Annotated in this window: 24 protein-coding genes and 1 tRNA gene; 7 read left to right on the top strand and 18 right to left on the bottom strand. The window is 65.5% G+C overall.

The genetic code is table 11. The features are described 5' to 3' along the window. Positions 1-5: 5 nt before the first annotated feature. Entirely contained in the window at positions 6-2,372 is a 2,367-nt protein-coding gene (locus HLG70_RS00800; RefSeq protein ID WP_171664796.1) for a DUF3141 domain-containing protein, read from the bottom strand. Positions 2,373-2,646: 274 nt separating this feature from the next. Here HLG70_RS00800 and HLG70_RS00795 point away from each other — a divergent pair, with 274 nt between their 5' ends. Beyond that, positions 2,647-3,114 carry a YMGG-like glycine zipper-containing protein gene (locus HLG70_RS00795; protein WP_234103326.1) on the top strand — a complete coding sequence of 156 codons (468 nt, stop codon included), beginning with the start codon at positions 2,647-2,649 and terminating at the stop codon, positions 3,112-3,114. Between the two features lie 251 nt (positions 3,115-3,365). Here HLG70_RS00795 and HLG70_RS00790 read toward each other — a convergent pair whose 3' ends face one another. The 3 genes from HLG70_RS00790 to HLG70_RS00780 all read right to left on the bottom strand — a co-directional run bounded on the left by HLG70_RS00790 (position 3,366) and on the right by HLG70_RS00780 (position 4,739). Next, entirely contained in the window at positions 3,366-3,554 is a 189-nt protein-coding gene (locus HLG70_RS00790) for a hypothetical protein (protein WP_171664797.1), read from the bottom strand. Positions 3,555-3,619: 65 nt separating this feature from the next. Continuing rightward, positions 3,620-4,483 (bottom strand): GNAT family N-acetyltransferase, encoded by an 864-nt coding sequence (locus HLG70_RS00785; RefSeq protein ID WP_171664798.1) that lies wholly within the window; start codon positions 4,481-4,483, stop codon positions 3,620-3,622. Positions 4,484-4,538: 55 nt separating this feature from the next. Then, a complete protein-coding gene (locus tag HLG70_RS00780; protein WP_171664799.1) occupies positions 4,539-4,739 on the bottom strand; it encodes a hypothetical protein in 201 nt (66 codons plus the stop codon). An 869-nt stretch (positions 4,740-5,608) separates the two neighbouring features. Between HLG70_RS00780 and HLG70_RS00775 the strand changes: the two genes are divergently transcribed. Next, positions 5,609-6,100 carry a hypothetical protein gene (locus HLG70_RS00775; RefSeq protein WP_171664800.1) on the top strand — a complete coding sequence of 164 codons (492 nt, stop codon included), beginning with the start codon at positions 5,609-5,611 and terminating at the stop codon, positions 6,098-6,100. Positions 6,101-6,186: 86 nt separating this feature from the next. Here the strand turns inward: HLG70_RS00775 and HLG70_RS00770 are convergent. The 7 genes from HLG70_RS00770 to HLG70_RS00740 form a co-directional block, all read right to left on the bottom strand. Beyond that, positions 6,187-6,263, bottom strand: a tRNA-Arg gene (locus HLG70_RS00770). Between the two features lie 72 nt (positions 6,264-6,335). Further along, entirely contained in the window at positions 6,336-6,920 is a 585-nt protein-coding gene (locus HLG70_RS00765; RefSeq protein ID WP_171664801.1) for a helix-turn-helix domain-containing protein, read from the bottom strand. 12 nt (positions 6,921-6,932) lie between these two features. Further along, a complete protein-coding gene (locus HLG70_RS00760) occupies positions 6,933-8,225 on the bottom strand; it encodes an NAD(P)/FAD-dependent oxidoreductase (RefSeq protein WP_171664802.1) in 1,293 nt (430 codons plus the stop codon). Between the two features lie 9 nt (positions 8,226-8,234). Continuing rightward, positions 8,235-8,924, bottom strand: a complete 690-nt coding sequence (locus tag HLG70_RS00755; RefSeq protein ID WP_171664803.1) for an amino acid ABC transporter permease — start codon at positions 8,922-8,924, stop codon at positions 8,235-8,237. A 2-nt stretch (positions 8,925-8,926) separates the two neighbouring features. Then, the gene (locus tag HLG70_RS00750; protein ID WP_171664804.1) at positions 8,927-9,619 is read right to left on the bottom strand and encodes an amino acid ABC transporter permease; all 693 of its coding nucleotides are present in this window, start codon (positions 9,617-9,619) and stop codon (positions 8,927-8,929) included. A gap of 18 nt (positions 9,620-9,637) precedes the next feature. Then, entirely contained in the window at positions 9,638-10,429 is a 792-nt protein-coding gene (locus HLG70_RS00745; RefSeq protein WP_171664805.1) for an ABC transporter substrate-binding protein, read from the bottom strand. Between the two features lie 85 nt (positions 10,430-10,514). After that, positions 10,515-11,264 carry an amino acid ABC transporter ATP-binding protein gene (locus HLG70_RS00740; RefSeq protein WP_234103323.1) on the bottom strand — a complete coding sequence of 250 codons (750 nt, stop codon included), beginning with the start codon at positions 11,262-11,264 and terminating at the stop codon, positions 10,515-10,517. 159 nt (positions 11,265-11,423) lie between these two features. On the opposite strand from HLG70_RS00740, the gene amaB reads away from it, so the two are divergent. Further along, the gene (gene amaB / locus HLG70_RS00735) at positions 11,424-12,926 is read left to right on the top strand and encodes an L-piperidine-6-carboxylate dehydrogenase (RefSeq protein WP_171664806.1); all 1,503 of its coding nucleotides are present in this window, start codon (positions 11,424-11,426) and stop codon (positions 12,924-12,926) included. Between the two features lie 6 nt (positions 12,927-12,932). Here amaB and HLG70_RS00730 read toward each other — a convergent pair whose 3' ends face one another. Genes HLG70_RS00730 through HLG70_RS00700 form a run of 7 tightly spaced genes read right to left on the bottom strand, consistent with a single transcriptional unit; the run spans position 12,933 to position 20,230 of the window. Next, positions 12,933-13,913 (bottom strand): tripartite tricarboxylate transporter substrate binding protein, encoded by a 981-nt coding sequence (locus tag HLG70_RS00730; protein ID WP_234103321.1) that lies wholly within the window; start codon positions 13,911-13,913, stop codon positions 12,933-12,935. A 22-nt stretch (positions 13,914-13,935) separates the two neighbouring features. Continuing rightward, positions 13,936-15,243 (bottom strand): homogentisate 1,2-dioxygenase, encoded by a 1,308-nt coding sequence (hmgA, locus tag HLG70_RS00725; protein WP_171664807.1) that lies wholly within the window; start codon positions 15,241-15,243, stop codon positions 13,936-13,938. 18 nt (positions 15,244-15,261) lie between these two features. After that, positions 15,262-15,585 carry an NIPSNAP family protein gene (locus tag HLG70_RS00720; RefSeq protein WP_171664808.1) on the bottom strand — a complete coding sequence of 108 codons (324 nt, stop codon included), beginning with the start codon at positions 15,583-15,585 and terminating at the stop codon, positions 15,262-15,264. Beyond that, the gene (gene fahA / locus HLG70_RS00715) at positions 15,582-16,895 is read right to left on the bottom strand and encodes a fumarylacetoacetase (RefSeq protein ID WP_171664809.1); all 1,314 of its coding nucleotides are present in this window, start codon (positions 16,893-16,895) and stop codon (positions 15,582-15,584) included. The genes HLG70_RS00720 and fahA overlap by 4 nt, the downstream gene beginning before the upstream one ends. Next, entirely contained in the window at positions 16,892-17,650 is a 759-nt protein-coding gene (locus HLG70_RS00710) for an SDR family NAD(P)-dependent oxidoreductase (protein ID WP_171664810.1), read from the bottom strand. The genes fahA and HLG70_RS00710 overlap by 4 nt, the downstream gene beginning before the upstream one ends. Before the next feature lie 12 nt (positions 17,651-17,662). Continuing rightward, complete coding sequence (locus HLG70_RS00705) at positions 17,663-19,231, bottom strand: bifunctional 3-(3-hydroxy-phenyl)propionate/3-hydroxycinnamic acid hydroxylase (protein ID WP_171664811.1); 1,569 nt, start codon at positions 19,229-19,231, stop codon at positions 17,663-17,665. 3 nt (positions 19,232-19,234) lie between these two features. Beyond that, positions 19,235-20,230, bottom strand: coding sequence for a Bug family tripartite tricarboxylate transporter substrate binding protein (locus HLG70_RS00700; protein ID WP_171664812.1), 996 nt, complete (start codon positions 20,228-20,230; stop codon positions 19,235-19,237). 125 nt (positions 20,231-20,355) lie between these two features. On the opposite strand from HLG70_RS00700, the gene HLG70_RS00695 reads away from it, so the two are divergent. From HLG70_RS00695 to HLG70_RS00680, 4 genes are all read left to right on the top strand, one after another. Continuing rightward, positions 20,356-21,150, top strand: a complete 795-nt coding sequence (locus tag HLG70_RS00695; protein ID WP_171664813.1) for an IclR family transcriptional regulator — start codon at positions 20,356-20,358, stop codon at positions 21,148-21,150. Positions 21,151-21,249: 99 nt separating this feature from the next. Beyond that, positions 21,250-22,536 (top strand): phospholipase A, encoded by a 1,287-nt coding sequence (locus HLG70_RS00690; protein ID WP_171664814.1) that lies wholly within the window; start codon positions 21,250-21,252, stop codon positions 22,534-22,536. Between the two features lie 470 nt (positions 22,537-23,006). Continuing rightward, positions 23,007-24,149: a sensor histidine kinase gene (locus tag HLG70_RS00685; protein WP_171667535.1), complete on the top strand. Its 1,143-nt coding sequence runs from the start codon at positions 23,007-23,009 to the stop codon at positions 24,147-24,149. A 12-nt stretch (positions 24,150-24,161) separates the two neighbouring features. Continuing rightward, positions 24,162-24,800, top strand: a complete 639-nt coding sequence (locus tag HLG70_RS00680; protein WP_171667536.1) for a response regulator — start codon at positions 24,162-24,164, stop codon at positions 24,798-24,800. The last annotated feature ends 49 nt before the right edge of the window (positions 24,801-24,849 follow it).

Genomic DNA, 24,849 nt, shown 5'->3' with positions numbered 1-24,849 from the left:
CTTCCTCATTTTGATGTTTCCCGCCCGCGGGATTGCGAGGGACGTTCCTGGCCATTGCCGGCCGACACCGGCATCCGCCTTCCGGCATTCTTCCTGCCCAGCACAGCTCGTATTCGACTCAGCATTGCTATCTGCTCTGCGGTGGCGGGCGTGCCCTGCACCCGCTCGTCGGCCAACAGCCTGGCAAGCAGCGTAACCAGCCGGTCCCGGTCTGAATCGTCCTGGAGCAGCAGGGGCAGGGTCTCGAGGGAGCGCTGCGGCTCAAACTGCGTGATGATCTCCTGCTCGCCGCGTATCCGGCGCCATTCATGGGGAGAGACGTCCGGCAAATAGTCCTGATATTCGGCGCAAAGTTCTTGCCGCAACTCCAGGCGCGACAGGGGCAATGGCACTCCCTTGCGCATCAGCAGGAACGCCACGCGTGCGAGCGCTTCGACGTAGCCCCCCTCTTCCGCCGAGGCCAGGGTCTCGCGAAAGATCTTCAGATCTCGCGGATCGATTTCGCCCTTGCCTGCAACCGGCTCCACCTCCTTCCGGTCGACGAGGTAGCGGGCGAACGGATTGGCATACATCGCAAAGAACGTCGCTTCGGTCATCGCGTCACGCATGGCGCGGTAGTAGTCCAGCGATGCACTGACCATTTCGGCGCCCTGCTGCTCGGCCTGTCGGACGGGGTTGCTCTCCGCGGCTTTCCGCCGGTCTTCCTTGACTGCCTGCGCGGCCGGCGCGAGCCACCACAGCCACGGGTTCAAGTCCGACACGGCCCAATTCTGCACTCTCAGGGGGTGCAGCGCGCGCAACTGCCTGGCGGTATGTTCGTTCGATACGGCCCGCACGAACGGCTGTGCAAAAAGCTCATAGTTTTTCTGAACGAAATCAGAAACTTGCACCACCGCCTCGAACGCCTTTTCATCGGCACGCTCGAATCGGTTGAGTCGCGCCGCGACGTCCTCCAGGCGGTGTTCGACAAAATCGACCTCGTACTGGGCCTGCCCTGTCTCATCCACGCTTTCACTAATGACCATGCCGTACAGACCCGGCGGCAGCCCTTCGATGCTTTTGAGCACCGATACGATCTGGGCGTGCTCCTTCCTTGCGACCTTACCAGAGACGAAAATGCCCAGGTGCCCGACACTTTCGTGGAGCAGGCCGACGATGACCTGACCGCGCGCCTTGATTTCCTCGGTGCTCTCATAGACATCCAGCACCCAGTTGAAGGCCTGCTGTGGCGGCGTGATGTTGTCCCCCATGGAAGCCAGCAGGACAATCGGAGACTTGATCTCGCGCAGGTCGAAACTCTGGTCCTTGTCCGACTTGACGTCGCCGCTCCAGAGCTTGTTGCCCACGAACAGATTGCGAGTGATCCATTCGATCTCCTCGCGGTTCATCAGGTAATAGGCGCCCCACCAGCGCTCGAATTCGAGGAATCGCGGGGGCTCCGTATCGGCGTTGTCGAACACGTGGTAATACTTGTCCCAAAGGCTGTTGGCCGGATTAAGCCTTTCGAAGTTCTGCACCAGGTGAGCGCCATCGAACTTGCCATTGCCCAGGTCGGCCATCAGCGTTGCGAGCCAGGTCCCGCCCAGCATGCCGCCGGCGTAGCGCATCGGATTGTCGCCTTCGCCTTCGCTCCATGCGCCGCCCCAGTACGACATCGGAGCGCCGTTGATGACGATGGGCCCGGTTTCATCGGGGTCGGATGCCGCCAGCATCATCGCCGCCCATCCGCCCTGGCAATTCCCCACGATGGCGGGTTTGGGCGCATCCGGATGCAGCGCACGTACGTTCTTGACGAACTGCGTTTCCGCCTGACAGACGTCCAGGAGGGTCTGCCCGGGTTCTGGATCGCGAAAGAAGATGACGAAGTAAACGGGATGCCCGGCGCGCAGCGCCACCCCCACTTGCGAGTCGTCCTTGAACCCGCCGATGCCCGGCCCATGCCCCGCGCGCGGGTCGATGATGATGTATGGCCGCCTGGTGGAATCGATGGTCATCCCGGGCGGCGGCTTGATCCTGAGCAGAGCGTAATTGACCGGGCGGGCAAACGTGCGCCCGTCGGCGACGATTTCGGAATCAAAGTGCAGGACGGGCTTGAAACCCTGCGCGGTGTTATCGAGGAAGCCGTTGCCCCGCTGGCGCAGCGTATCCCAGAAGAGAATCGAGCGTTGCGTGGCGTCGACGGCATAGTCGTACCAGTGCCGTGGATCCATCGTGAAAGGCGCCTTTGCCAGAAACGGTGCGTTTTCGGCGGCGCCTGGCGGCTTGATGCGACTGGCCAACGCCTCATTGGCGGTTTCCATGCGCCTTTGGAGCAGCGCAGCAATCTTTGATCCGGTAGCGGACGTTTTCTTGGGTTGCGCTGAGTCGTCCATGACGGGCTCCTTCCGGATCTGCCTACAGCGGTGCGCTATTCGGGCGGCCGATGGCTGGACATGGCCGATCTGTGGAAAAGGCTAGAGCTAATCCATGCTAGGCACGCCTACACACGGAAGCAAGCACTTTTACACGGCAGGAAATGGCCGCTCCGTACCGCCGGCGGGATTGACGCGATGACGGAAGCGGCGGAATTGCAAAAATAGAGGTCTTGCTCAAGATTCGGGACTAATCTGCAAGATCCAGGGCCCCTGAACATCAATGGAGTTTTCCATGAAAAAGTCCATATTCCCCTGCACAGCCCCCCTGCTCTCCATGTTTTGCCTTTGCGCCGCCGCACAGACGGTAACGCCGCTGAAAGGGCAGTCTCCCGAAACCACCCAGCAAGACATAGCCACCTGCCAAGCCCAGGCCGGCAGCCCGAGCAGCGCCAGCACGGATAGTCCGCAGGCTGGTGGACGTGCCCGTGGCGCTGCTGCCGGCGCGGCGGCGGGCGCGACGGTAGCGGGCGCGCGCGGTCGCCAGCACGAGGAGGTCTATGACCGCGTGGACGATGATGTCAAACAAGAGTACCGGCAGAACCAGGCGAAGGATGCGGCGGTCGCGGGGATGGTCGTGGGCGGCTCGCGGCAGCGCCAGGATCGCCGTCAGGACCGCGGAAATGCGGCGCAGGAAAATGCGGCCATTTCCTCCGCCTATGGCAGTTGCATGCAACAGCGTGGTTATCAGGTGACTCCGTGATCGACACAAGTCACATTGGAATCGAGCACCTTTCGGCAGCTTGCGACCAGAGGGGCGCCGATTCCGGCTTGCCAATGGCTGCAGGCCATCGGATCGCCATATAGAGACATCTCTCAGGGTCTTCAGACGACCCTTGTAGGGCTGGAGTACTTCTCGACCCAGTCAAGCTGGTCAACCGCTGACAGCGGTCGCTAGGTTGCCAGTCGCTGTCCCGAGACCTCTTGCCGTTGCGGGCATGAACTGGATCAGCCCTACCGCTGCGCTGCCTGCCGCGTTGTAGATGCCCAATCCTTGCGCTCGTTGTCCTTCTTGATGAGAAGAACGTCTGTCTGGATCGAATTGACGCTGCTGACGACGCGTTCAAGCGTGTCCACGCTCTTTGTGTCGTACCAGGAATACCCCGCACCCATGAACACCATGACCGCAATAGCGACTCGCATCGTCGCCTGTTCCTTTGGACGTAAAAAGACCCGCCGAAGCGGGTCTGTTGGTGCTGGCAGCGCCGTTAAAAGGCGTCGAAGTCTATAAAGCTGTAAAGCACGTCGGACGGGTTCAGCTTGTCGTCCGGCTGTCTCAGGTTCTTGTAGACCAGCCTCAGGGGCGACGGCCTCAGTTTCTCAGGCACATCCATTGCCAGACGGCGACGCATCGTCCCTTCTGGTGTCAACCCAATGACAACCGCCGGCCCCATCGACCTGAGCCGCGAGCGCGACACCCGCGCCCTCAGGCTGCCCCTCGGGATAACAGCCCTAGACCGGATCACTGGCATGGAAGACTTGCCTTCCACGACGATGCAATCATGCTCGGTGCTGACCACCTTAAGCGGATTGTTCGGATTTCGCAGACGCCACGCCAGCGACTCGTCGTTCCACTTCTGGAAAAGGTCGGCGCGCTCGGTGGCCCAATGCATATTCACACTATGCGGCAGCATCTCGACGTGAGCGGCCAGACCAGCGACGTTTTGGAACTTGAATTTCAGTTCATATGCGCGGTAGGTCTGGGCATTCGCGACACCCAGTACCGCTGCATACCCTTGCTCGGTCGCCGCTTCTATGGTGCGCTTTACCAGACCGACGAAATGACCTTTGCCGCGTGTTTTCGGGTGCGTTGCCACATTCAGAAGCAGAATCGCCTTCTCTTCCTGCCCCTTGATTACGACGGTTTGGGGCAGCGAAGCGACATGGCCAACCAGTTCATCTCCGGCCCAACAGTTGAACCCCACGGCATCGCCCACAGGGTTTTCCCAATAAAGCCATTTCAAATACTCGGGTGTGAAAATCGTCGCGGACGGGAACGCAGCCTTCATGAGAGCCAAGATCTTATCCAGGTCTGCGCCGCTCTCGATGGGTCTATATTCGAACTCCGACATAGTGCCTCTGCAAAAATTCTTTGCGCAGATCGTACAACAAATATGCGGCACGGTATCAATAGAGCTCAGTCGGTTTTCCCCGGAGAGCGAGCAAATGATAGATCCCCAGCTGGCGTGGGCTTTCCCCAGCTTCTAGCCAGTTTTGATAGGCGAGCCACTCAGAATTTTCTAGGTCATTGGGGAAAATGTTTGCCGCGCCTTCTGCGGTTTTCATGATCACGCCGTCGAAGCCGTTTACAAGTTGATAGCCGATCATTTATAAGTCCGCGTCTGCCAGCCGATGCGGCGGCGGAGAACTGGGCTTTATCTTCTCGGGCCTTGGCCTCCTTCCGCTGCCGATTCTTATCATCGGATGTGTTGTCTTCGTCATAGCGAAGGTCTTCATGCGCTAGCTACTGCTTTGGGACAAGTCCTTGAAGCCCCGCAGCAACCCCGGGCAGACTTAGCGTGGTCCGGCCAGCCAAACGTGCGATGTACTGCGGGTTGGGCATGACCCGGGCCAGTAGATTTGCTCCGCCCACACCTGCGGTCAGACCGGCCAGATTCTCCAACTCACCCAATAGCTTGTCGGCTCCTGCACGGCCAGATAGCGTAGCCCTAGCCTTTGGCGATAGCTTGTTCCAATTGGACAGGAACGTAGTCACCCTAAAAGCGTCTCCAACTTCGTTGTGATTGCCCGCCGTGGCGCGCCCCATGCGTTGGATCACTGCAGCGGCCAGATCCTTGCGATTCTCCTTCGGGATCGCGCCAACCACACGACGCAACATCGTGTCGCCGTCCTGGCTACCAGACATCGCAGCAGTGAATATCTTCTCCGGAGTGTTTCGCCCCCGCGATGCTGGCCAGGTTGTCCGGACGCCCCATTTGATCCCGCGTGAACCGGTTTGCCCACTACCATGAGTCGAAGGCCTCAGGGCCAGCCTGCTTCGCAGCGTCCCCAAGATCTTCAGACAACGCTCCATACAGAGCTCGCCATTTATCGCGGGGAACGGCCACCCCCTTCATCAACATGAGGAAGAACCGCTCCACGTCAGCGACCAAGGCCATAGACCGCAGCCAAGTCCTACGCTTTTATCTATGGGCGTGAAGCAACGCGAAAACTACCGGATCATAGGTTGCGCTGCCATGTTCACCTACCTGACTGGCTTCCGCTCATCGGAGACACGGCCATTCCTAAAATCCGGCTTGACCGAAGAAGGTGTGAGTGTCCTATCGACCAAGAGGAAGAAGGGGCAAGTTGAAGTGCTGAAGGTCCGGGAATGGTCGAAGCGGCTGCGCGTTGTCGTTGCCCGGTCGCTAGATCGCAAGAACACGAGCAGCCCCTACCTATTTGCCCCCACCAAGCAGTCAGAGGCCTACACGCGCCATGGGTGGGCCTCAAGCTGGAAGGATGCGCAGTTGGCCTGGATCCTGACGCATGACGCGGCAGTGACAGAGAAGACCCTCACGGGCCATCCGCTGTACTTCAACCTGCAGGAAATCCGACCGGCCGCAATCACGACTAAGATCACGAACCGTGACCAGGATGCATACGATTTCGCCGCCCACGCTAACCCCGCGACGACCCATAAGCACTACGACAGGCGGCGGGTGAAAAAGGCCACGGCGACGGAGTGAAGTTCTAACGCAGGCTTTTTTATTCTAATGATTAGCCTGTTAGCGAACACAACACACCCGTAAGGCCTTGTATTTACGCAGTTTATTGGCGCGGCAGGAGGGGCTCGAACCCCCGACCCCGGGCTTAGAAGGCCCGTGCTCTATCCAGCTGAGCTACTGCCGCGCGGTGTGGTGATGCCCGGAACCTGTCCGGGCGCCGCATTTTACCTTGTTGCGGAGAAAGCGGGGCCGCGCCCTATTCTTCGCCGATATCGGTGTGCGTGGACACCCATAGCACCACCGCGTCTTCCGGGCTCAGGCTGATCACCCGGTGCCCCATGCGGCTGTCTATATAGAAGCTTTCGCCGGCCTTCAAGCGGGCGGGTTCGTAGAACTCGGTGTAGAGCTGGACCTCGCCTTCCAGCACATAGACGAATTCCTCGCCGCCGTGGCGGCTCCAGTCCTGGAATTCGTCAAAGGAACGCGCCTTGACGCGGGTGTGGAACGGCATCATGCGCTTGTGCGACAGCGCGGTGCACAGCAGCCGGTGGTCGTAGTACGGGGTTTCGTACTGGCGCCCTTCTCCCTGGCGGCTCAGGCTGCGGCGGCCGGTACCCATGTGGGCGTCGGACGCGGTGAAGAGCTCGGCCACGTCCAGGTCCAGCCCCGCCGCGATCTTGATCAGGTTGTCATAGGTGGGAGACAGCAGGCTGTTTTCGATTTTTGACAAGGTGGATGCGGACACGCCGGTGGCCGCGGCCGCCTGCTTCAGAGTCCATTCGCGCGCCTGGCGCAAGGCTCGCAGCCGTTGTGCCAATGCGCTCTGTTTGTTGCCTTGCATCTGTATACCCTGTCATGCCCGCGATTGATGCTCCCGCCACCAATCGCGCGCCTGGTAAGACCAATAAGTCAGTTGAACCGCCGCCGTGCCCAAGCCGCCACCGTTCCAGGCCAGCCCGAAAGGTTCGAACAGCTTGTAGCGCTGGGTGTCGCCCGTGATCCCTTCGGCCACGACGCGTCCGCCGATGGAGGTGGTGTTCATGCCATGCCCGCCGAACGCCGTGCAATACCAGACATCGGGCGCCAGCCGGCCGATCTGCGGCATCAGATGCCGCGCGTAGGCCATGCGTCCCGACCATGCCGTCTCCACGCGCAGCCCCTGCAATTGGGGATAAACGGAGAGCAATTCACGGCGCAGGGACTCGGCCAGATCGGGCGGGTCATCGACACGGGTGGTGATTCTACTGCCCCAGCCGATACGACCGCCATCGAGGACACGATAATAGTTGCCGGCGCGCCGGTCGTCGCCGATGGCGGCGGTGGTGCGGATGGCTTCCAGCACTCGCTCGCCCAGGGGTTCGGTCAGCATGATGTAGGTGGCGATGGGCAACATCGCGCGGCGCAGCGCGGGCACGACATCGCCGGTATAGCCGCCGGTGGCAAGCACCACGGTGCCCGCGTCGATCTGACCCTGCCCGGTCTTCAGGTGCTTGACCGCGCCTTCCAGCGTGGCTTGCACGACGGGAGAGTCTTCGTGGATGCGCACGCCCAGCCGGACGCACTCGCGAGCCAGCGCCCGCGCGTAGTTCAGCGGATGGAAATGGAAGGACGACGGATCCTCGACGCCCTGGAAATAAACGTCCGACACCAGCTTCTCGCGGACCTGGCTGCGGGTCAGGAGGCGGACGTCGCGGCCGAAATCGCGCTGCTGGCTGTCGCACCACTGGCGCAGCGCGTCGGTCGCCTCGTAGCGGACGACCCTCAGCCGCCCATCCACCTGGTGCGCATCGGCGATGCGCAGGTCGCGGATGTTGTCGCGGATGATCTCCACGCCCTCCATCGACAGCCGATAGAGCTGGCGGTAGTGGTCTTCGTCTACATGTTTCCTGATGGCGTCGGCGCCCGCGGAAAATGCCGGCGACACCGAGCCGCCATTGCGGCCCGAGGCGCCCCAGGCGATGCGCCGCCCTTCCAGCAAGACGACATTGCGCCCCCGGCGCGCGAGTTCCAGCGCGGTGGACAGGCCCGCCAGGCCGGCCCCCACCACGCAGACGTCGGCGCTGGCCGCGCCCGCCAGCGGCGGGTAGTAGGTTTCACTGTCGGCGAGAGTGCGCTTGTAGTAGGTGTCGATGTACTCGGAGACCATGACGTCGGCTCAGTGTAGGCTTGCGCCCTGCAGGCCCCCGGTCAGGCGCTTCTCCAGCCAGTTGGCCAGGCGCAGGAGCGGGTAGCAGTAGATGAAGTAGATGGCGGCGATCATGCCGTAGATGAACAGCGATTTGGCCGGGAAGGTGATGATGAACACCTCGCCCTGCCGCGTCAGTTCCGTGATGCCGACCACCGACAGGATGGCCGTGCTCTTGATCAGCATGACGTAGACGCCGCTCATGGGCTGCACGATCAGGCGCATGGCCTGCGGCAGGATGACCAGCCGCAAGATCTGCAAGGGCCGCAGGCCCAGCGTCATCGCCCCTTCCGTCTGGCCGCGCGGCACGGCCTGGATGGCGCCCATGACGATCTCGGCGACATAGCAGGACGTGTAGACCGACAGCGACACGAAGGCCGCCGTGCCGGAGTCCCAGTGCAGCAGCTCGATGCCGGAGCTGGGCAGCACGAAGTAGAAGATATAGAGCTGCACCAGGAAGGGCGTGCCGCGCAGGATATGGATGTACAGGCCCAGCACCTGGTGCAGGCCGCGGATGCGGTAGCTGCGGATCACGCCGATCACGAAGCCCAGCAAGGAGCCCGCGATGATGGCCACGAAGGAGATCTTCAGCGTTTCCCAGAAGCCCTTCAGCAGGAAGGGCAGCACGACGCCGGCGGTGGAAAGATAGGAATCCAGCATGCTTACCTCGCGTTCCAGGCCGGACCCGCCAGCCACAGGCTCACGCCCCGGGACAACAACAGCATGACGCCGTAGATCAGCAGATAGCCCGCGGCGATGGTCAGGAAGCTTTCATTTGGCACGATGCGGTCGCTGTTCATCTGCACGCCGGCCGCGACCAGTTCAAACACCGTGATCAGCGACAGCAGCGAGGTGTCCTTGATCAGCACGGCGGTCTGGCCCAGCAGGGGCGGCAGCGTATTGACGAAGGCCTGCGGCAGCACGACATAGCGCAGGCGCTGGTGGTAGTTCATGCCGCAAGCCTTGGCGCCTTCGACCTGGCCGCGCGGCACGGATTCGATGCCGACCCGGATGATCTCGCTCATGTAGGCGGCGTGGTGCAGCGTCATGGCCATGATGCCCAGCAGCATCTCGCTCCAGCCCTTGGCGCCCGGGACCAGCATGGGCACGGCGTAGTAGACCAGGTAGATCTGCACCAGCAAGGGGGTGGAACGGATGAATTGCACATAGGCCGCCACCGGGCGCCACACCAGCGCGCGCGACGACATATGGGCAAGCGCCAGCGGAATGCCGGCCAACACCGACAGCACGAGGCTTGCGCCCGCCGCGATGAGGGTATTGGCCAGGCCCGTGGCGAATTGGCCCGTGTACTGGCTGACAATGCGCCAGTTATAGAAGTCGATCAACCAGTCCATGGGCTTCGTTGCCGCCTATCAGTGGTCTTTTTTCCAATCGGTGGAATACCAGTACTTCACCTGTTCCGGCAGCGTGTTGTCCGCCGTCTTCAGCGTCTGCCAGTTGTCCAGCCAGAACTTCAGGCGGAAGGCGTTGGGGCCGACGGCGAACGCCAGGGGCTCGCGCACCATGACGCCGTCCAGCACGCGCAGGTTGCCGAAGTCGACCAGGAACTGGTTGGCGGTGGAGAGCGACATGATGCCGGCGTCCAGGCGGCCGCTGGAAAGCGCCTGGCCGACCGGGGCGCTGCCGCCCGAGAATTCCTTCATCGTGGCCTTGGGCAGCATCTTCTTGCCCACTTCCGCGTAGGTGCTGGCGCCCAGCACGCCGACATTGACGCCGGCCTTGTCCAGCTCCTGGAAGGACTTGTACGGCGAGTCCTTGGGCACCACGGCGACGGTGTCGGCGTAGAACATCGGCGCCGAGAACAGCACCTGCGCGGCGCGCTGCGGCGTGGGCGTCATGTCGGCGGCCACCATGTCGGCCTTGCCGGACAGCAGCGCCGGAAGCAGGCCCTTCCATTCATAGTCCTGCAGCACGAGTTTCACGCCCAGGTCGTCGGCCATGCGCTGGGCCACTTCCACGGCCAGCCCGGTGCGCTTGCCCGTCTTGTCCATGAAGCTCATCAGCGGGCCGGAGGTCTGCACCGCCACCCGGAGTTCGCCGCGCTTGATGATGTCTCCGAGTTCGTCCGCCTGTGCCGGCAGGGCCACGGTGGCGGCCGCCAGGGCGACGCCGGCCACACCCAGCCATTGTTTGATTTTCAGCATTTCACACCCCTTGTGGTGATTGGACCCATGTCATTCCGGGCAAGGCACATCGCGCCGGCAGCGCCCGGATAAGCCGGACCGGCGACTACAGAATCTTTTCCAGGAAGGCGCGGGTGCGCGCTTCCTTGGGATGGCCGAATACCTCGTCCGGCGTGCCCATTTCCACGATGCGGCCGGCGTCCATGAAAAGCGCCCGGTCGCCCACGTCGCGGGCGAATCCCATTTCGTGGGTCACCACCGCCATGGTCATGCCGTCTCGCGCCAGGGCGCGCATCAGTTCAAGAATGCCGCCCACGGTTTCGGGGTCGAGCGCCGAGGTGGCCTCGTCGAACAGCATGAGCTTGGGGTCCATGGCGAGCGCGCGGGCGATCGCCACGCGCTGCTGCTGCCCGCCCGACAGCTGGCTGGGGTAGCGGTCGCCGTATTCGGCCATGCCGACCCGGCCGAGCAGTTCGCGGGCGTAGCGCTCGGCGTCGGCGCGGCCGCGGCCGCGCACCACGCGCTGGGGTAGCGCCACGTTGTCCAGCGCAGTACGGTGTTGGAACAGGTTGAAGTGCTGGAACACCATGCCGACCTCGGTGCGCCAGTGGTTGACGTCGGTGGCCGGATCCGTGAGCGACACGCCGCTCACGCGGATCGTGCCGCTGTCGATGGTCTCCAGGCCGTTCAGCGTGCGCAGCAAGGTGCTCTTGCCCGAGCCGGACGGCCCGACCACGACCATGACTTCGCCGCGGTCCAGCTGGCAATCAATGCCGTCCAGCGCCAGATGCGGGGGTTGCCCGTCGCGCTGATAGGTCTTGGTGACTGCCTGGACAACGAGCAACGGTTCCGCCACGGGTTCACCTTGGGATGAGTACTGCGCTGGGGCCTGCCACCTAAAAATATTTCGCATTTCACGCGATAGTTTCGTATAGTAAATTTTTTTCCAGAATCGCCACTTAGGCATAACCCTTAAGCGAAGGCGCTCCCTTCGCAGGCCATCCAAGGAACCGGCATGGACACCCCCCAAGACATCCTGCGCAATCTCGGACTGAATCCGAGCTCGCTTACCGGCGGCACGCTGATCGCGCGCAGCCCGATCGATGGCGCCGAACTGGCCCGGTTGCACGAGCACACGGTCGCCCAGGCCCATTCGGCCATCACCCGCGCGCGCCAGGCCAGCCTGGCATGGCGCGACGTTCCGGCGCCGCGCCGGGGGGAACTGATCCGCTTGTTGGGCGAGACGCTGCGCCAGCACAAACGCGAGCTGGGCCGCCTGGTCAGCCTGGAAGCCGGCAAGATCCTGGCCGAGGGCGAAGGCGAAGTTCAGGAAATGATCGACATCTGCGACTTCGCCGTGGGCCTGTCGCGCCAGTTGTACGGCCTGACCATCGCCTCCGAGCGTCCCGGCCACCGCATGATGGAAACCTGGCACCCGCTGGGCGTGGTGGGCGTCATCAGCGCGTTCAACTTCCCGGTCGCCGTCTGGTCGTGGAATGCCGCGCTGGCGCTTGTGTGCGGCAACGCCGTGGTCTGGAAGCCGTCGGAAAAGACCCCGCTGACCGCCCTGGCCTGCCAGGCGCTGTTCGCCCAGGCGGCGCAGCGCTTCGGCGACGCCCCCGCCGGCCTGTCCGAAGTCCTGATCGGCGGCCGCGAGGTCGGCGAAGCCCTGGTGGATTCGCATTCGGTGGCGCTGGTGTCGGCCACCGGCTCGACCCGCATGGGCCGCCAGGTGGGTCCGCGCGTGGCGCAGCGCTTCGGCCGCGTGCTGCTGGAGCTGGGCGGCAACAACGCCATCATCGTCGGCCCCACGGCCGACCTGGACATGGCCGCGCGCGGCATCGTGTTCGGAGCCATCGGCACGGCCGGCCAGCGCTGCACCACCACGCGCCGCCTGATCGTGCACGAAAGCGTGGCCGACGAACTGGTCCAGCGCCTGCACAAGGCCTATGCCAGCGCCCCCATCGGCAATCCGCTGGACGAAGGCAAGCTGGTCGGTCCGCTGATCGACCGCGTGTCCTTCGATGCGATGCAGGCCGCGCTGACGGCCGCCAGGGAACAAGGCGGCAAGGTGACGGGCGGCGAGCGCGTGCTGGCCGACCAGTATCCGGACGCCTGGTACGTGCGCCCGGCGATCGCCGAGATGCCCGGCCAGACCGACGTGGTCTGCCACGAAACCTTCGCGCCCATCCTGTACGTGATGCGCTACAAGGAATTCGGCGACGCGCTGACCATGCAGAACGGCGTGCCGCAAGGCCTGTCTTCCGCCATCTTCACCAATGACCTGCGCGAAGCCGAGACCTTCCTGTCGGCGGCCGGTTCGGACTGCGGCATCGCCAACGTGAACATCGGCACCTCCGGCGCCGAGATCGGCGGCGCGTTCGGCGGCGAAAAGGAAACCGGCGGCGGACGCGAGTCGGGTTCGGATTCGTGGCGCAACTACATGCGCCGCGCCACCAACACCATCAACTACTCGCGCCAGCTGCCGCTGGCCCAGGGCATCAAGTTCGGCGAATAAGCCCGTTCACACCGGCGACAAGCCCGTTTCCTGCACCAGCCCGCGCCAGCGCGCGACTTCGGTCTCCACCAGCGCCCGCATCTGGCGGGAGCTGCCTGGAGCGGACTCGCTGCCCAGCGCGGCGAGGGTCTGCTGCACCTCCGGCGCCTGCAAGGCTTGAGCGATCGCGGCATTCAGGCGGTCCACGATGGCGTCCGGCAATCCGCCCGGCGCCGCCAGGCCCAGCCATGAGCGCACCTCGAAGCCCGGCAGCGTCTGCGCCACCGTGGAGACGCCAGGCGCGCCGGGCCACGCCTGGGCGCTGGTCACCGCAAGGGCGCGCAGCCGCCCCGCCTTGATCTGCGGACCGGCGACCGTCAAGGTGTCGGACAGAATATCCACGTCGCCCGCGATCACCGCTTCCACCGGCGCGCCGCCGCCCCGATAGGGAACGTGCAGCAGCTTTACGTTGGCGGCGGCTCCCAGAAGCTCGCCCGTCATGTGCTGGGTCGACCCCACGCCCACCGAGGTGAACGTGACGCGTCCGGGTTCGCTTGCGGCCAGGGCCAGCAGATCGGCCAGTGTCTTGGCGGGATGGTCCGCCCGCACCGCGATGACGAAGGGAAAGGACGAGACCGTCGACAGGAAGCTGAAGTCCTTGACCGGGTCATAGGGCAGCTCACGCGTCATTGCGGCGGACACCGTATGCGCGCCGGTCAGCATGACCAGCGTGTAGCCGTCCGGCCGGGCCTTGGCGACCGAGTCGCTGGCGATGCGTCCGCCCGCTCCACTCTTGATTTCCACCACCACCGGCTGGCCCAGCGATTGCGCCAGCTGCCTGGCCATCAGTCGCGACACGACGTCGGCGTTGCCTCCGGCGCCAAAGCCATGGATCAGCCGCAAGGGCTTGGCGGGATACTCGGACTGGCCATGGGCCGCGGGCAGGATCGCCCCGCCCGCCAGGCCCAGGCCCAGCTGCATGAGCTGGCGGCGTCTGATGTTGATCATGTCTGTCTCCTGTTGTCGAACGCTAGCGCCGCTCGAAATGGCGGTTGAAGCCAGCCCAGACACTGTCATAGTCGGGCTGGAGATTGGGGGCCGCCAGCGCCTGCGCAGTCGGCCGGAAAACGTGGCGGCTCTCGAACATGAAGGCCAGCGTGTCCTTCACCTTGTGCGGCGCCAGCGCCGCCTGGCTGGCCTTCTCGAAGGTCGCGGCATCGGGGCCGTGCGCCAGCATGCAGTTGTGCAGGCTCACGCCGCCGGGGACGAAGCCCTCGGCCTTGGCGTCGTACACGCCTTGCACCAGCCCCATCAGTTCGCTCATGACGTTGCGATGGAACCAGGGCGGACGGAAGGTGTCCTCCGCCACCAGCCAGCGCGGCGGGAAGATGACGAAATCGCAGTTGGCCACGCCGGGCGTGTCGGTGCCGGACGTCAGCACCGTGTAGATGGACGGATCTGGATGATCGAAGCTGATGCTGCCCACCGCCATGAACCGCGCAAGATCGTACTTGTAGGGCACCAGATTGCCATGCCAGGCGACCACGTCCAGCGGCGAATGGGCTTGTTCGGCCTGCCAGAACCGGCCCAGGAACTTGTTGGCCACCATGACCGGGGCATCGTCTTCCTCATAGGCCGCGACGGGCGTCAGGAAATCGCGCGCGTTGGCCAGGCCGTTCGAGCCGATCGGGCCCAGTTCCGGCAGGCGGAAGGGGCTGCCATAGTTTTCGCAGATATAGCCGCGCGCCTGCCCGTCCAGCAGTTCCACCCTGAAGCGCATGCCCCGGGGCACCAGTCCCAGCTCGCCGGGCGCCACATCCAGCCTGCCCAGTTCCGTATGCAGCCGCAAGGCGCCTTGCTGGGGCACCAGCAGCATTTCGCCGTCCGAATTCATCAGGTAGCGGCGGTGCATGGATTGATTGGCGGCATAGACATGCGTGGCGACGCCGACTTGCGCATGCGCGTCGCCGTTGCCGGCCACCGTCCGCACGCCGTCGATGAAGTCCACCGGTGTCTCCGGCATGTCCCAGGGATTCCAGCGCAGCCGGTTGGCGGGCGTGGGCGCATCGTTGAAGGGCCCGGTCTGCCAATGCGGGACCGCCACTTCCGCAAAGCGGCCGTGCATTGCCGCGGGGCGGATCCGATACATCCAGGTGCGCAGATTATGTTCGCGCGGCGCGGTGAAGGCCGCGCCCGAAAGCAGTTCCGCATACAGCCCGTGCGGCGCCTGCTGCGGGGAATTCCGGCCTGTGGGCAGGGCCCCGGCCACGGCTTCGGACTCGAACCGGTTTCCGAATCCGCTCTGGTACTGCAAGGTGTCTTGGACGGCAACAGTCATGGAGGTCTCTCTCTATTCTCAGGCTTGCCATTGAGGCGTGAAGAACGGCGCGGGCACCAGCAGCTTGGACTCCTGCGTCTGCAGCAGCGGCAGCATCTTGCGTACGTACGATTGCCATTGCGCATCGGCGGCCAGGGCGGCGCGGCGCTCCGCCCTTTCGTTCAGATCCTGGTAGGCCCACAGATGGACAATCTGATTCAGCGCGCCGGCCTCGCTGTAGTAGTAGCCGGCCATGCGCCCCAGGATGCGCTGCTGCACCGCCAGGCCTTCGGCCTGGTACAGCGCAAGGTAGTCGCGCCACTTGCCGGGGTGGGTGGTATAGGTGCGCTGTTCAATAATCATGCTTGCGCTCCCGCCGCCACGATCCGGCCGCGGCATTGCCCGAAGCCGATCCGCGCCAGGCCCGGCCGCTCGCAGTGTCCTGTGATGATGACCTCGTCCCCATCGGCCAGGAAGCCGCGCGTCTCGCCCGTGGGCAGGCGGATCGTTTCGGCGCCGCCCCGCGTGATTTCCAGCAGGCTGCCCCAGCTGTCGCGGCCGGCCCCCGACACCGTGCCCGACCCCAGCAGATCGCCGGCGTCCAGGCTGCTGCCGTTGCTGGTGTGATGCGCCAGCATCTGCGCGAAGGTCCAGTACAGCGTGGCGGCATTGCCGCGCGAGAGCACCACAGGCGGCAGCCCTTCCTGCGCCATGCGCGCGCTGCGCAGGTGCAATTCAAGCGTGATGTCCAGCGCGCCGGCTTCCTGGTCCGCCGCGTCATGCAGATGCGGCAGCAAGGCAGGGGCCTGCTCGCCGCGCGGACGCGCCGGCCCCCGGTAAGGCGCCAGCGCCTCGGCAGTGACGACCCACGGTGAAACGCTGGTCGCAAAACTCTTGGCCAGAAAAGGGCCCAGCGGCTGGTATTCCCAGGCCTGGATATCGCGGGCCGACCAGTCGTTCAGCAACGAGAAACCGAAGAAGTGGTCCCAGGCCTCGCCCACGGGCACCGGCCTGCCGGGACGGCTGGCCGTACCCACGTAGCCGCCCAGCTCCACTTCGTAATCCAGCCTGCGGCTGGGCAGATAGGCCGGCAGGTCGTCGCCTTCGATCCGAATCTGGCCGCGGGGCCGGGCGATGTCCGGCTCGCAGCGCACGCTGTTTGCGCGGCCGTTGTAGGCCACGGGCAGGTGGCGGTAATTGGGCAGCAGCGGCGCGTCCGGACGAAACAGACTGCCGGCATTGGTGGCGTGGTCGATCGAGGCAAAGAAATCGGTGAATCCGCCGATGCGGGCCGGCAGGTGAAGGCGGGTCTCGGACTGCGGGTAGAGCGCGGACCTGAGCCAGGCCTCGGGCTCGCCAGCGCGCACCGCCAGCGCATGCGAGAGCGCGAGCCGCAGCTCCCTGCGCGCCGGCGCGCCCAGAAGCATCAGCGGATTCAGGACGGGCTGCCCGCAAGCATGCGCCGCCGCCCTGGCGGCGCCTTCCAGATGCGGGGCAAGCGCCGCCACATCCAGGATGCGGTCGCCGATCCCGACGCCGATGCGCGTCTTTTCACCATCCCGGCTGAACGCCGCGAAAGGCAGATTCTGGATCGGGAAATCGGTATCCGCGGCATTCGCGCTGTCCACCCAGCTGCGCAGTCCGGGATCATGGCTGGCGTCGATCCGGTTCATAGCGAATGGCCCCCGTCGATCACGAGGCGCACGCCGGTCGCCGTCTTCAGCATCGTCACCGAGGCGATGATGGCCTGGGCCACATCCTCCGGCGTGACGACGCGGCCCAGCGCCGTTCGGGCCGCGTGCTTTTGCAGGTCTTCGCGGCTTCTGCCCGCCACGAATTCGGTATCCACGGCCGCCGGGGAAACGCTCAGGAAGCGGATCGGACCGAAGGCCCGGGCCAGCGAGCGCACCGTCGTGTCCAGCGCCGCCTTGGCCGCGCAGTACGCCATGTTGCTGCCCGATCCGGTGTACGCCGACACCGACGACACGGCGACCACGACCGCCTCCGGCGCCTTGCGCAGCCACGGCAGGCAGGCCCGCGTGATCGCGTAGGGTCCTCCCGCGTTGGCGGTCAGGATTTCGTTGTAGAGCTCGGGGGTCAGCGTATCGGTATCGGCATGGGCAACGCGCTGCGTGTATCCGGCCGAATGCACCAGCACATCCAGCTGGCCGAACCTTGCGCCGACAGCTTCGGCCGCCGCCTCCTGCTGCGCGCGATCCGACAAGGGCAGGCGCACCGTGAAATGGCCGCTGCCCGGCAAGCCGGCAAGCAGCGCCTCGGCGCGGTCGGCGCCATTCAGGTAGCCGATGGCGACCCGGGCGCCGCCCGCGGCCAGCAGGCGCACCGTGGCGGCCCCGATCCCGCTGCTCCCGCCCGTGACCAGCGCGGTCTTTCCCGCCAGGCCGGATTGGTGTTCATGTTGCGTCATATCTCACTCGGATTAAGCTTGCCCGGTCGCCAGGGCCCAAGGGCGCAGGCGCGCCAGCAGGCTGGAGACCAGCGCGTTGAGCGCCGCGCCGTCTTGCGCGGTGCCATAGACATAGCGGTCAGGCCGGACCAGCACGGCCTGCGCGCCGTGCTCCGCCGCCCAGGCCGCAAACAGGCCATCGCGTTCCTGCCACCCGCGTTCGCCCCCCATCACGACATACTGTCCGCCCATCGCTTCCCACTCCTGCCGGGCGGAAGCCGGCATTTGCGCCAGCAGATCGGCATCGCGCAGGGCCAGCAGGAACGAGAACCCGGTGACGTCGTCCAGGCGGCGCCAGGGCTCCGGCGCCGCGCGCACCCAGGGCTGCACGAACAGTTGCCCCGCGCCGCCGCGGGGCAACCCCTGCGCATCGGTGTCGATCAGGCCATGGGCCAGATTCGGGATGAACTTCTGTCTGACCGTTTCGGCGCGGCCGCTGGCCATCTCCGCCGTCAGCCGCCGATCGCGTTCGCGCGCGGCGCGCGGATCCAGTTCGCCGATGATCAGGCCGAACTCCTTGGCATGCTCGACCACTGTCTTCACGTGCGGCTTGCGCTCCTGCATGTAGGTGTCCAGGATCGCCTCATCGGCGCCATGGCGCATCGCCAGGTCCAGCTTCCAGGCCAGGTTGACCGCGTCGCGCACCCCGGCGCAAAGCCCCTGCCCCATGAACGGCGGCATCTGGTGCGCCGCATCGCCCAGCAGGAACACGCGCCCTTGCCGCCATTGCTCGACGACCAGCGCATGGAACCGGTACACCGCGGTGCGGATGATCTCCAGGCCGGATTCGTCCGTGAATTCGGCCAACACTCCGCGCACCGCGGCCTCTTCCTGGAAATCGCCGGGCGTCTCCCCCGGAAGCATCTTGATCTCCCAGCGCCGCAGCGGTCCCGGACCGACGATATAGGTGCCTGGCCGTTGCGGCCGGCAATACTGCACGCAGCGGGCGGGCAGTTGCATGTCGCGCCGCAGGTGCGCGTCGACGATGATCCAGCTTTCATCGAACGCCAGATCCTCCACCGGCAAGGCGTACTGCTTGCGCACCGCGCTGCGGCCGCCGTCGCAGGCGAGCAGATAGCGCGCCTGCAGCGGTTCGTCGCGGCCTTGAAGATGCACGGCCACGCCATCCGCGTGCTGCTCGCAATGCTCAAAGGCCGTTCCCAGAAAATACTCAACCTGCGAAAAACGCTTGAGCCCGTGGCGCAGCACCGCCTCAAGCTCCGGCTGCGCAAACATGAAGGTCGGCTCCCAGGCCAGCGGACGCGCCGACGCAAGCGGGTAGAAACGCTTGATCACCTGCCCGTCCGCCCCCAGGTAGTCCGTGCCGGGATGCGGCACGGAGCCGGCCTCGATGGCGTCGGCCAGGCCGCATTCCTGGAATACGCGCAGCGCCTCGTGATCCGCCGTGATGGCGCGCGGCAAGGGATAGATATCCGGGGACTTGTCCACGATCGCCACCCGATGGCCCCTGCCGGCCAGCAGATTGGCAAGCGTGGCGCCGGTGGGACCGAATCCGACGATTACGACATCGAACCTGTTCATGACCTAGTTGCTCCTGATGCCGCGGGCCTTGATGAGCGGCACCCAGCGCTGCTGCTCCGAACGGATGTGGTCCGCCATGCCTTGCGCATCCGCGGGACTGGGCTGCATGCCCAGCTCGGCGAGCTTGGCCACCACCGCCGGATCCTTGAGCACATCCGCGACATTCGCGCTCAGCTTGCCCACCACCGCCGGCGGCATGCCGCGAGGCCCCACCAGGCCCTGCCAGGCATACACACCCGCCTTCGCCAGCGACAGCTCCTTCAGGCTGGGCACATCGGGCAGCTGCGCCAGCCGTTCGTCGGACGTGACGGCCAGGGGCACCAGCTTGCCGCTCTTGAAATACGGCAGCGACACCGCCGGCGCCAGGATGGCTAGCGGGATCTGTCCGCCGGCCAGGTCCTGGAGCGCGGGCATATCGCCCTTGTACGGAACGTGCTCGGCCTTGATGCCTGCCTCGTTCTGCAGCATCTCCATCGCAAGATGATGCGGCGTGCCCACGCCGGCCGAGCCGTACAGGGCCTGCTCGGGATGCGCGCGCGCCAGTTGGACGACATCGGCCATGCTGCGCAGCCCGCTGCCCGGATGCGTAGCGATGATCAGCGGAAACTGCGCCATCAGGGCCACCGGCGTGAAGTCGTTCAGCGGGTCGTAGCGCACATTGGGATAGATCGCCGGGTTGAACACCAGAATCGCAATATCGCCGGTCAGCAGCGTGTAGCCGTCCGGCGCTTCGTGCGACACCCTGTCGGCAGCCAGGATTCCGGCCGCGCCCGGGCGGTTGTCGATCACCACGCTTTGCTTGAGCCGTTCGCCCAGCCCCGCCCCCACCGTGCGCGCCAGGGCATCCGTGCCGCCGCCAGCGGGAAAGCCCACTACCCAGTTCAGGGCGCGCGCCGGATACGCGGCAGGTTGCGCCCGGGCAAGGCCGCCCAGCGCCATGGCCAGGGCGCCTGCAAGCAGGGATCGCCGAAGGGGGGAATGTGGAAGTGCCGAGTTCATGCCTGTCTCCTCTCCGCCTGCGGAGAAATGTCCGCTGTACAGAAATATTTATGGTGTCGTTTGAGGCAAATATATAATTCGCCCCCATAGACCCAGATAATTTTTCCGTTCACCGGACATTACTTATGACCACCCCACGCAAGACGGCCGAGCCCGGCGTCATCGAGCGCTCCGTCCAATTGCTCAAGCTGATGGCCACGTCGGGACGGCGGGGCCTGGCGCTGACGGAACTGGCCAAAGCCACGGGGCTGGCGCACTCGACGGTGCATCGCCTCCTGCAGCAGCTCATCCAGGAACGGCTGGTCGTGCAGCGCGAAACGGGCAAGCGCTATTCCCTGGGGCCCCTCGCGTTCGAGCTGGGGCTGGCCGCCGCCGCCTCGTTCGACCTGCGCGAGCAATGCCGAAGCGCCATGCAGCATCTGGCCGAAGAGCTGGGGGATACCGTCTACCTGACCGTGCGCAGCGGCATCGAATCGGTGTGCCAGGCCCGCGAAGAGGGCCCCTCGCCGATACGCGTGAATACGCTGTCCATCGGCAGCAGACGCCCGCTGGGCCTGGGCGCGGGCGGACTGGCCATCCTGTCCCATCTGCCCGCTCAGGAGTTCGAGGAAGTCATGGCGCTTGTCATTCCCTGCGTGCAGGAAGAGGCGGGACTGACCGAAAGCGACCTGCGCCACGCCGTCGAGGCCACGCGCCGCCAGGGCTACGCCTTCATCCGCAATCGCGTCACGCTGGGCGTAACCGCGGTGGGCGTGCCCATCTTCGACTCCCTGGACCGCCCGATCGCGGCCATCAGCATCGCGGCGATCGACGAGCGCATGCGCCCCGACCGGCTATCGCTGCTGGCAATGAACCTGCAGCAGCAGTCGCGCGAGATCGCGCGCACGCTATCCGGCGACCGCCGCATGGCGGCAAGCTGAGGGAATCACACCCGCCACTACATACGATAAGCCCGACTTACAAACGGTTTCGCGGCTCGGTGCTACATTGCTTCGTCGAAGAAAAACACCATACGCCTCATGCCCACTCGCCGCCACGCACGCCCCCTCCTTCCCCTGCGCATCGTCGCCGCGGCCCTCGCCCTGGGCGCGGCCGGCTCCGCCGCAGCAGGCGTGTCGTACCGGCTGGACCGCCCTTCGGCCGCTCCCGGCGAGACCGTCACTATTGAAGCCGTGTATTTCAACGAAGGCAGCGCGCGCGTCGACTGGCAAGCGCCGCCCGAACTGGTGCTTCAGTGGCGCAGCCAGGACGGCCAGATCGTGCGCAGCCTCGCCAAACTGAAGAGCGGCCGCGACAACTACAGCGTGCCGGTCAACAACTTCGCGCGCATGGCATGGACCGCCGTCGTACCCGTCTCCGCCCACGGCCTGCAAGCCGTGACCATCGAGGGCCAGCCCTCCATGATGGCGCTGGACGCAACCGGCCGCGACAGCGGCACGCTGGCCAGCACGCCCGCCCAAACACCCGTGGTCGACCCCCGCAGCGGCAAGCCCGTGCCCGCCGCCGCCGTCGCCGCGGCCGGCGCATCGCCAGAAAGCGGCCCCGCGCCGGCAGCCGCCGTCGAGCAGACCGTGGAACAAGCCGCCTTCGACCAGTTCCGCAGCGCCTTCTCCGCCTACAAGCCCGTGTACTTCGCCGTCGGCACGCGCGGCCTCACGACGGCCCGCTTCCAGATCAGCGCCAAGTACCGCCTCCTCAGCCCCAGGGGCGGCGAAGACACCTGGCACGACGACTTCTACCTGGGCTACACGCAGACCTCGCTGTGGGACCTGGAGAGCGACTCCAAGCCCTTCATCGACACCACCTTCAATCCCAGCGTCTTCTGGCTGTCCGACGACATCTGGAAGTCCGAGAACCAGAACTGGCGCGTCGGCATGAACACCGGCGTCGAGCACAACTCCAACGGCAAGGACGGCGAAGACTCGCGCTCGCTCAACGCCGGCTACATCGAGCCGCGCTTCCACTACCGCTTCGACGGCGGCAGCACGCTCACCTTCGCGCCCAAGGTCAAGGCCTACTTCGCCGTCGCCCAGGAGAACAGCGACTACGCCGACTACGCCGGCCGCGTCGACTGGCAACTGCGCTGGGCACAGGACAACGGCGCGGTGGTTTCCGCCATGTACCGCCAGGGCGACCAGAAGCGCCGCACCACGCAGCTGGACTTCGCCTGGCCGCTGCGCCGCACGTTCCTGAACTGGAACGGCTACCTGCACCTGCAGTACTTCAACGGCTACGGCGAAACCCTGCTGGGCTACAACCAGCGCAACGAATCCCAGTTCCGCGTAGGCCTGTCGCTGATCCCGTAAGCAAAGCCAAGACAAGCCCAGAAAGCAGGCCCAAACCCGGGCCCCAACCCGGGCCTGCAAACTCCCAAATGCCAAGTAAGGCCGCCCGCGCGGCCGGCACTTGGCGACCCCGCAAGACCTTCCAAGCCGCCCCCCGCCTTCGCAAAAAGGCCAAGCACACCACCCGCCCCCGCTGACGCCAGGTTTCAACCACCGAAGCCCGGCGCGGCGGCGGGCTGGGGTGCGCGGGGCGTCGATAAGCCCGACGGAATCCGAAGGCAGTCGCCGCAGGCGACAACGAGGATGAGGCAGGGGAAGTCCGGAGCGAAGGCTCCGGACCGCAATCGCAGCCCCGCGCACCCCAGCCCGCCACCGCGCCGGGCGTCAAAAGACCCCCCCCGCAAGAACACCCAGAGGGATTTCCCTCAATCCCCCCGCACGAACACCCCCGTCCCGTAAACTCGTCCAAAAAAAAACAACCCGGGCAAGCCATGTTCGCCGACCTGAATCACCTCTCCCACCACGCCGCCTGGCGCCGCCAACTGGAAATGCTGCTGGAATCCGCCGGCGAAGGCATCTACGGCATCGACCTGCGCGGCCGCTGCATCTTCATCAACAGCGCTGGCGCCGAAATGCTCGGCTACACCCCCGACGAGGTCGTCGGCCGCAACATGCACTACCTCATCCACCACTCCCACGCCGACCACCGGCTGATGCCAGTCCACGACTGCCGCATCTTCAAAGCCTTCCGCGACGGCCGCGGCGAACGCGCCGACGACGAAGTGCTGTGGCGGCGCGACGGCTCCTGCTTCGACGCCCAATACGCCTCCTACCCCATCCGCAACGAACAGGAAGTCGTCGGCGCAGTCGTCACCTTCTCCGACATCACCGACCGCAAACGCATCGAACGCGAACTCCACAGCACCCAGGCCCTGCTGGAACGCCGCGTCGGCGAACGCACCGCCGAACTCAGCGCCGCCCACGAATCCCTGCGCGGCCTGTCCTCCCACCTCAGCACCCTGCGCGAAGAAGAACGCGCCCACATCGCCCGCAACATCCACGACGACCTGGGCGCCTCCTTCACCGCCCTGCAACTCGACCTGAATTGGCTGCGCCGCCAGCTCGGCGCCGCGCCCGCGCTCCAAAGCCACCTGGACCGCATGCTCGAAGTCACCCAGACCGCCATGGGCGCCACCCGCCGCATCCTCAACGACCTTCGCCCCGTCGTCCTGGACCACCTCGGCCTGTGGGCCGCCCTGGAAGCGCTGCTGCAAGACCTGCAAACGCGCGGCGGCCTGCAATGCCGCTACCTCTGCCCGCCCGACACCGAAAGCCTCCGGCTCGACCGCAACGCCGAAATCGCCATCTACCGCATCGTGCAGGAACTGCTCACCAACGTACAACGCCACGCCCGCGCCCGCAGCGTCAGCGTCAGCGCCGTCTGCGGCCCGGACGGCCTGGTGCTCACCGTCGAAGACGACGGCGTCGGCATGCAACTGCCCGAAGACCGCCACACCTTCGGCATCCTCGGCATGCGCGAACGCGCGCGCGCCATCGGCGGCGACCTCGCCCTCGACAGCGCCCCCGGCGCCGGCATGCGCGCCCGCCTGCGGCTCAACCCGCTGGCCGCATAAGGAAACGGCCCCATGCCATTGAACCTGCTGATCATCGACGACCACCTCATCATCCGCCGCGGACTCGCCCGCATCCTGGAAGAAGACCCCCGCGTCGCCCTGGTACACGACGCCGCCGACGGCCCCTCCGCCCTGCGCGCCCTGCGCCAGGCCCACTACGACGCCATCGTCCTGGACGTCGCCCTGGGCGAACGCGACGGCCTGGACGTACTGAAAAGCGTGCGCGCCGACTACCCCGCGCTGGGCGTCGTGATGCTGTCCGTCTACCCCGAATCCCAGTTCGCCGTACGGGCGCTGCGCGCCGGCGCCCATGCCTACCTGAACAAAGGCTGCGAACCCGAAGAACTGCTGGCCGCGCTGATCAACGCCGCCGCCGGCAAGATGTACGTCACCCCCACCGTCGCCGAACTGCTCGCCCACACGGTCCGCCAGGACAGCTCCCGCCCTCCGCACGAACTGCTGTCCAACCGCGAATTCCAGGTCCTGCAGCTGCTGGTGGCCGGCCGCTCGGTCTCGGCCATCGGAGAACAGCTCGCCCTGTCGGTGAACACCATCTCCACCTACCGCAGCCGCATCTTCGAGAAACTCAGCGTACGCACGCTCGTGGAACTGGTGGCCTACGCCAACACGCACCAGTTGGGTGCCATCTGAACCCCTGCGCACCGTAACGGCGCAAGACCCGCACCACGTAGTAGACGCA

Origin of the sequence: Achromobacter deleyi (genome assembly GCF_013116765.2) — a bacterium.
Taxonomy (GTDB): Bacteria; Pseudomonadota; Gammaproteobacteria; order Burkholderiales; family Burkholderiaceae_B; genus Achromobacter; species Achromobacter deleyi_A.
The sequence above is the reverse complement of the archived record's forward strand: the minus strand, read 5'-3'. Positions and strand labels throughout refer to the sequence as shown.

Coding starts and splice junctions, on each gene's coding strand:
- HLG70_RS00775 (WP_171664800.1), top strand. CDS start 5,609: ATGTTCACCTACCTGACTGGCTTCCGCTCATCGGAGACACGGCCATTC.
- HLG70_RS00780 (WP_171664799.1), bottom strand. CDS start 4,739: ATGATCGGCTATCAACTTGTAAACGGCTTCGACGGCGTGATCATGAAA.
- HLG70_RS00755 (WP_171664803.1), bottom strand. CDS start 8,924: ATGCTGGATTCCTATCTTTCCACCGCCGGCGTCGTGCTGCCCTTCCTG.
- HLG70_RS00695 (WP_171664813.1), top strand. CDS start 20,356: ATGACCACCCCACGCAAGACGGCCGAGCCCGGCGTCATCGAGCGCTCC.
- HLG70_RS00750 (WP_171664804.1), bottom strand. CDS start 9,619: ATGGACTGGTTGATCGACTTCTATAACTGGCGCATTGTCAGCCAGTAC.
- HLG70_RS00795 (WP_234103326.1), top strand. CDS start 2,647: ATGAAAAAGTCCATATTCCCCTGCACAGCCCCCCTGCTCTCCATGTTT.
- HLG70_RS00710 (WP_171664810.1), bottom strand. CDS start 17,650: ATGACGCAACATGAACACCAATCCGGCCTGGCGGGAAAGACCGCGCTG.
- HLG70_RS00790 (WP_171664797.1), bottom strand. CDS start 3,554: ATGCGAGTCGCTATTGCGGTCATGGTGTTCATGGGTGCGGGGTATTCC.
- hmgA (WP_171664807.1), bottom strand. CDS start 15,243: ATGACTGTTGCCGTCCAAGACACCTTGCAGTACCAGAGCGGATTCGGA.
- HLG70_RS00765 (WP_171664801.1), bottom strand. CDS start 6,920: ATGCAAGGCAACAAACAGAGCGCATTGGCACAACGGCTGCGAGCCTTG.
- HLG70_RS00745 (WP_171664805.1), bottom strand. CDS start 10,429: ATGCTGAAAATCAAACAATGGCTGGGTGTGGCCGGCGTCGCCCTGGCG.
- HLG70_RS00760 (WP_171664802.1), bottom strand. CDS start 8,225: ATGGTCTCCGAGTACATCGACACCTACTACAAGCGCACTCTCGCCGAC.
- HLG70_RS00680 (WP_171667536.1), top strand. CDS start 24,162: ATGCCATTGAACCTGCTGATCATCGACGACCACCTCATCATCCGCCGC.
- HLG70_RS00685 (WP_171667535.1), top strand. CDS start 23,007: ATGTTCGCCGACCTGAATCACCTCTCCCACCACGCCGCCTGGCGCCGC.
- HLG70_RS00730 (WP_234103321.1), bottom strand. CDS start 13,913: ATGATCAACATCAGACGCCGCCAGCTCATGCAGCTGGGCCTGGGCCTG.
- fahA (WP_171664809.1), bottom strand. CDS start 16,895: ATGAACCGGATCGACGCCAGCCATGATCCCGGACTGCGCAGCTGGGTG.
- amaB (WP_171664806.1), top strand. CDS start 11,424: ATGGACACCCCCCAAGACATCCTGCGCAATCTCGGACTGAATCCGAGC.
- HLG70_RS00690 (WP_171664814.1), top strand. CDS start 21,250: ATGCCCACTCGCCGCCACGCACGCCCCCTCCTTCCCCTGCGCATCGTC.
- HLG70_RS00700 (WP_171664812.1), bottom strand. CDS start 20,230: ATGAACTCGGCACTTCCACATTCCCCCCTTCGGCGATCCCTGCTTGCA.
- HLG70_RS00720 (WP_171664808.1), bottom strand. CDS start 15,585: ATGATTATTGAACAGCGCACCTATACCACCCACCCCGGCAAGTGGCGC.
- HLG70_RS00705 (WP_171664811.1), bottom strand. CDS start 19,231: ATGAACAGGTTCGATGTCGTAATCGTCGGATTCGGTCCCACCGGCGCC.
- HLG70_RS00800 (WP_171664796.1), bottom strand. CDS start 2,372: ATGGACGACTCAGCGCAACCCAAGAAAACGTCCGCTACCGGATCAAAG.
- HLG70_RS00785 (WP_171664798.1), bottom strand. CDS start 4,483: ATGTCGGAGTTCGAATATAGACCCATCGAGAGCGGCGCAGACCTGGAT.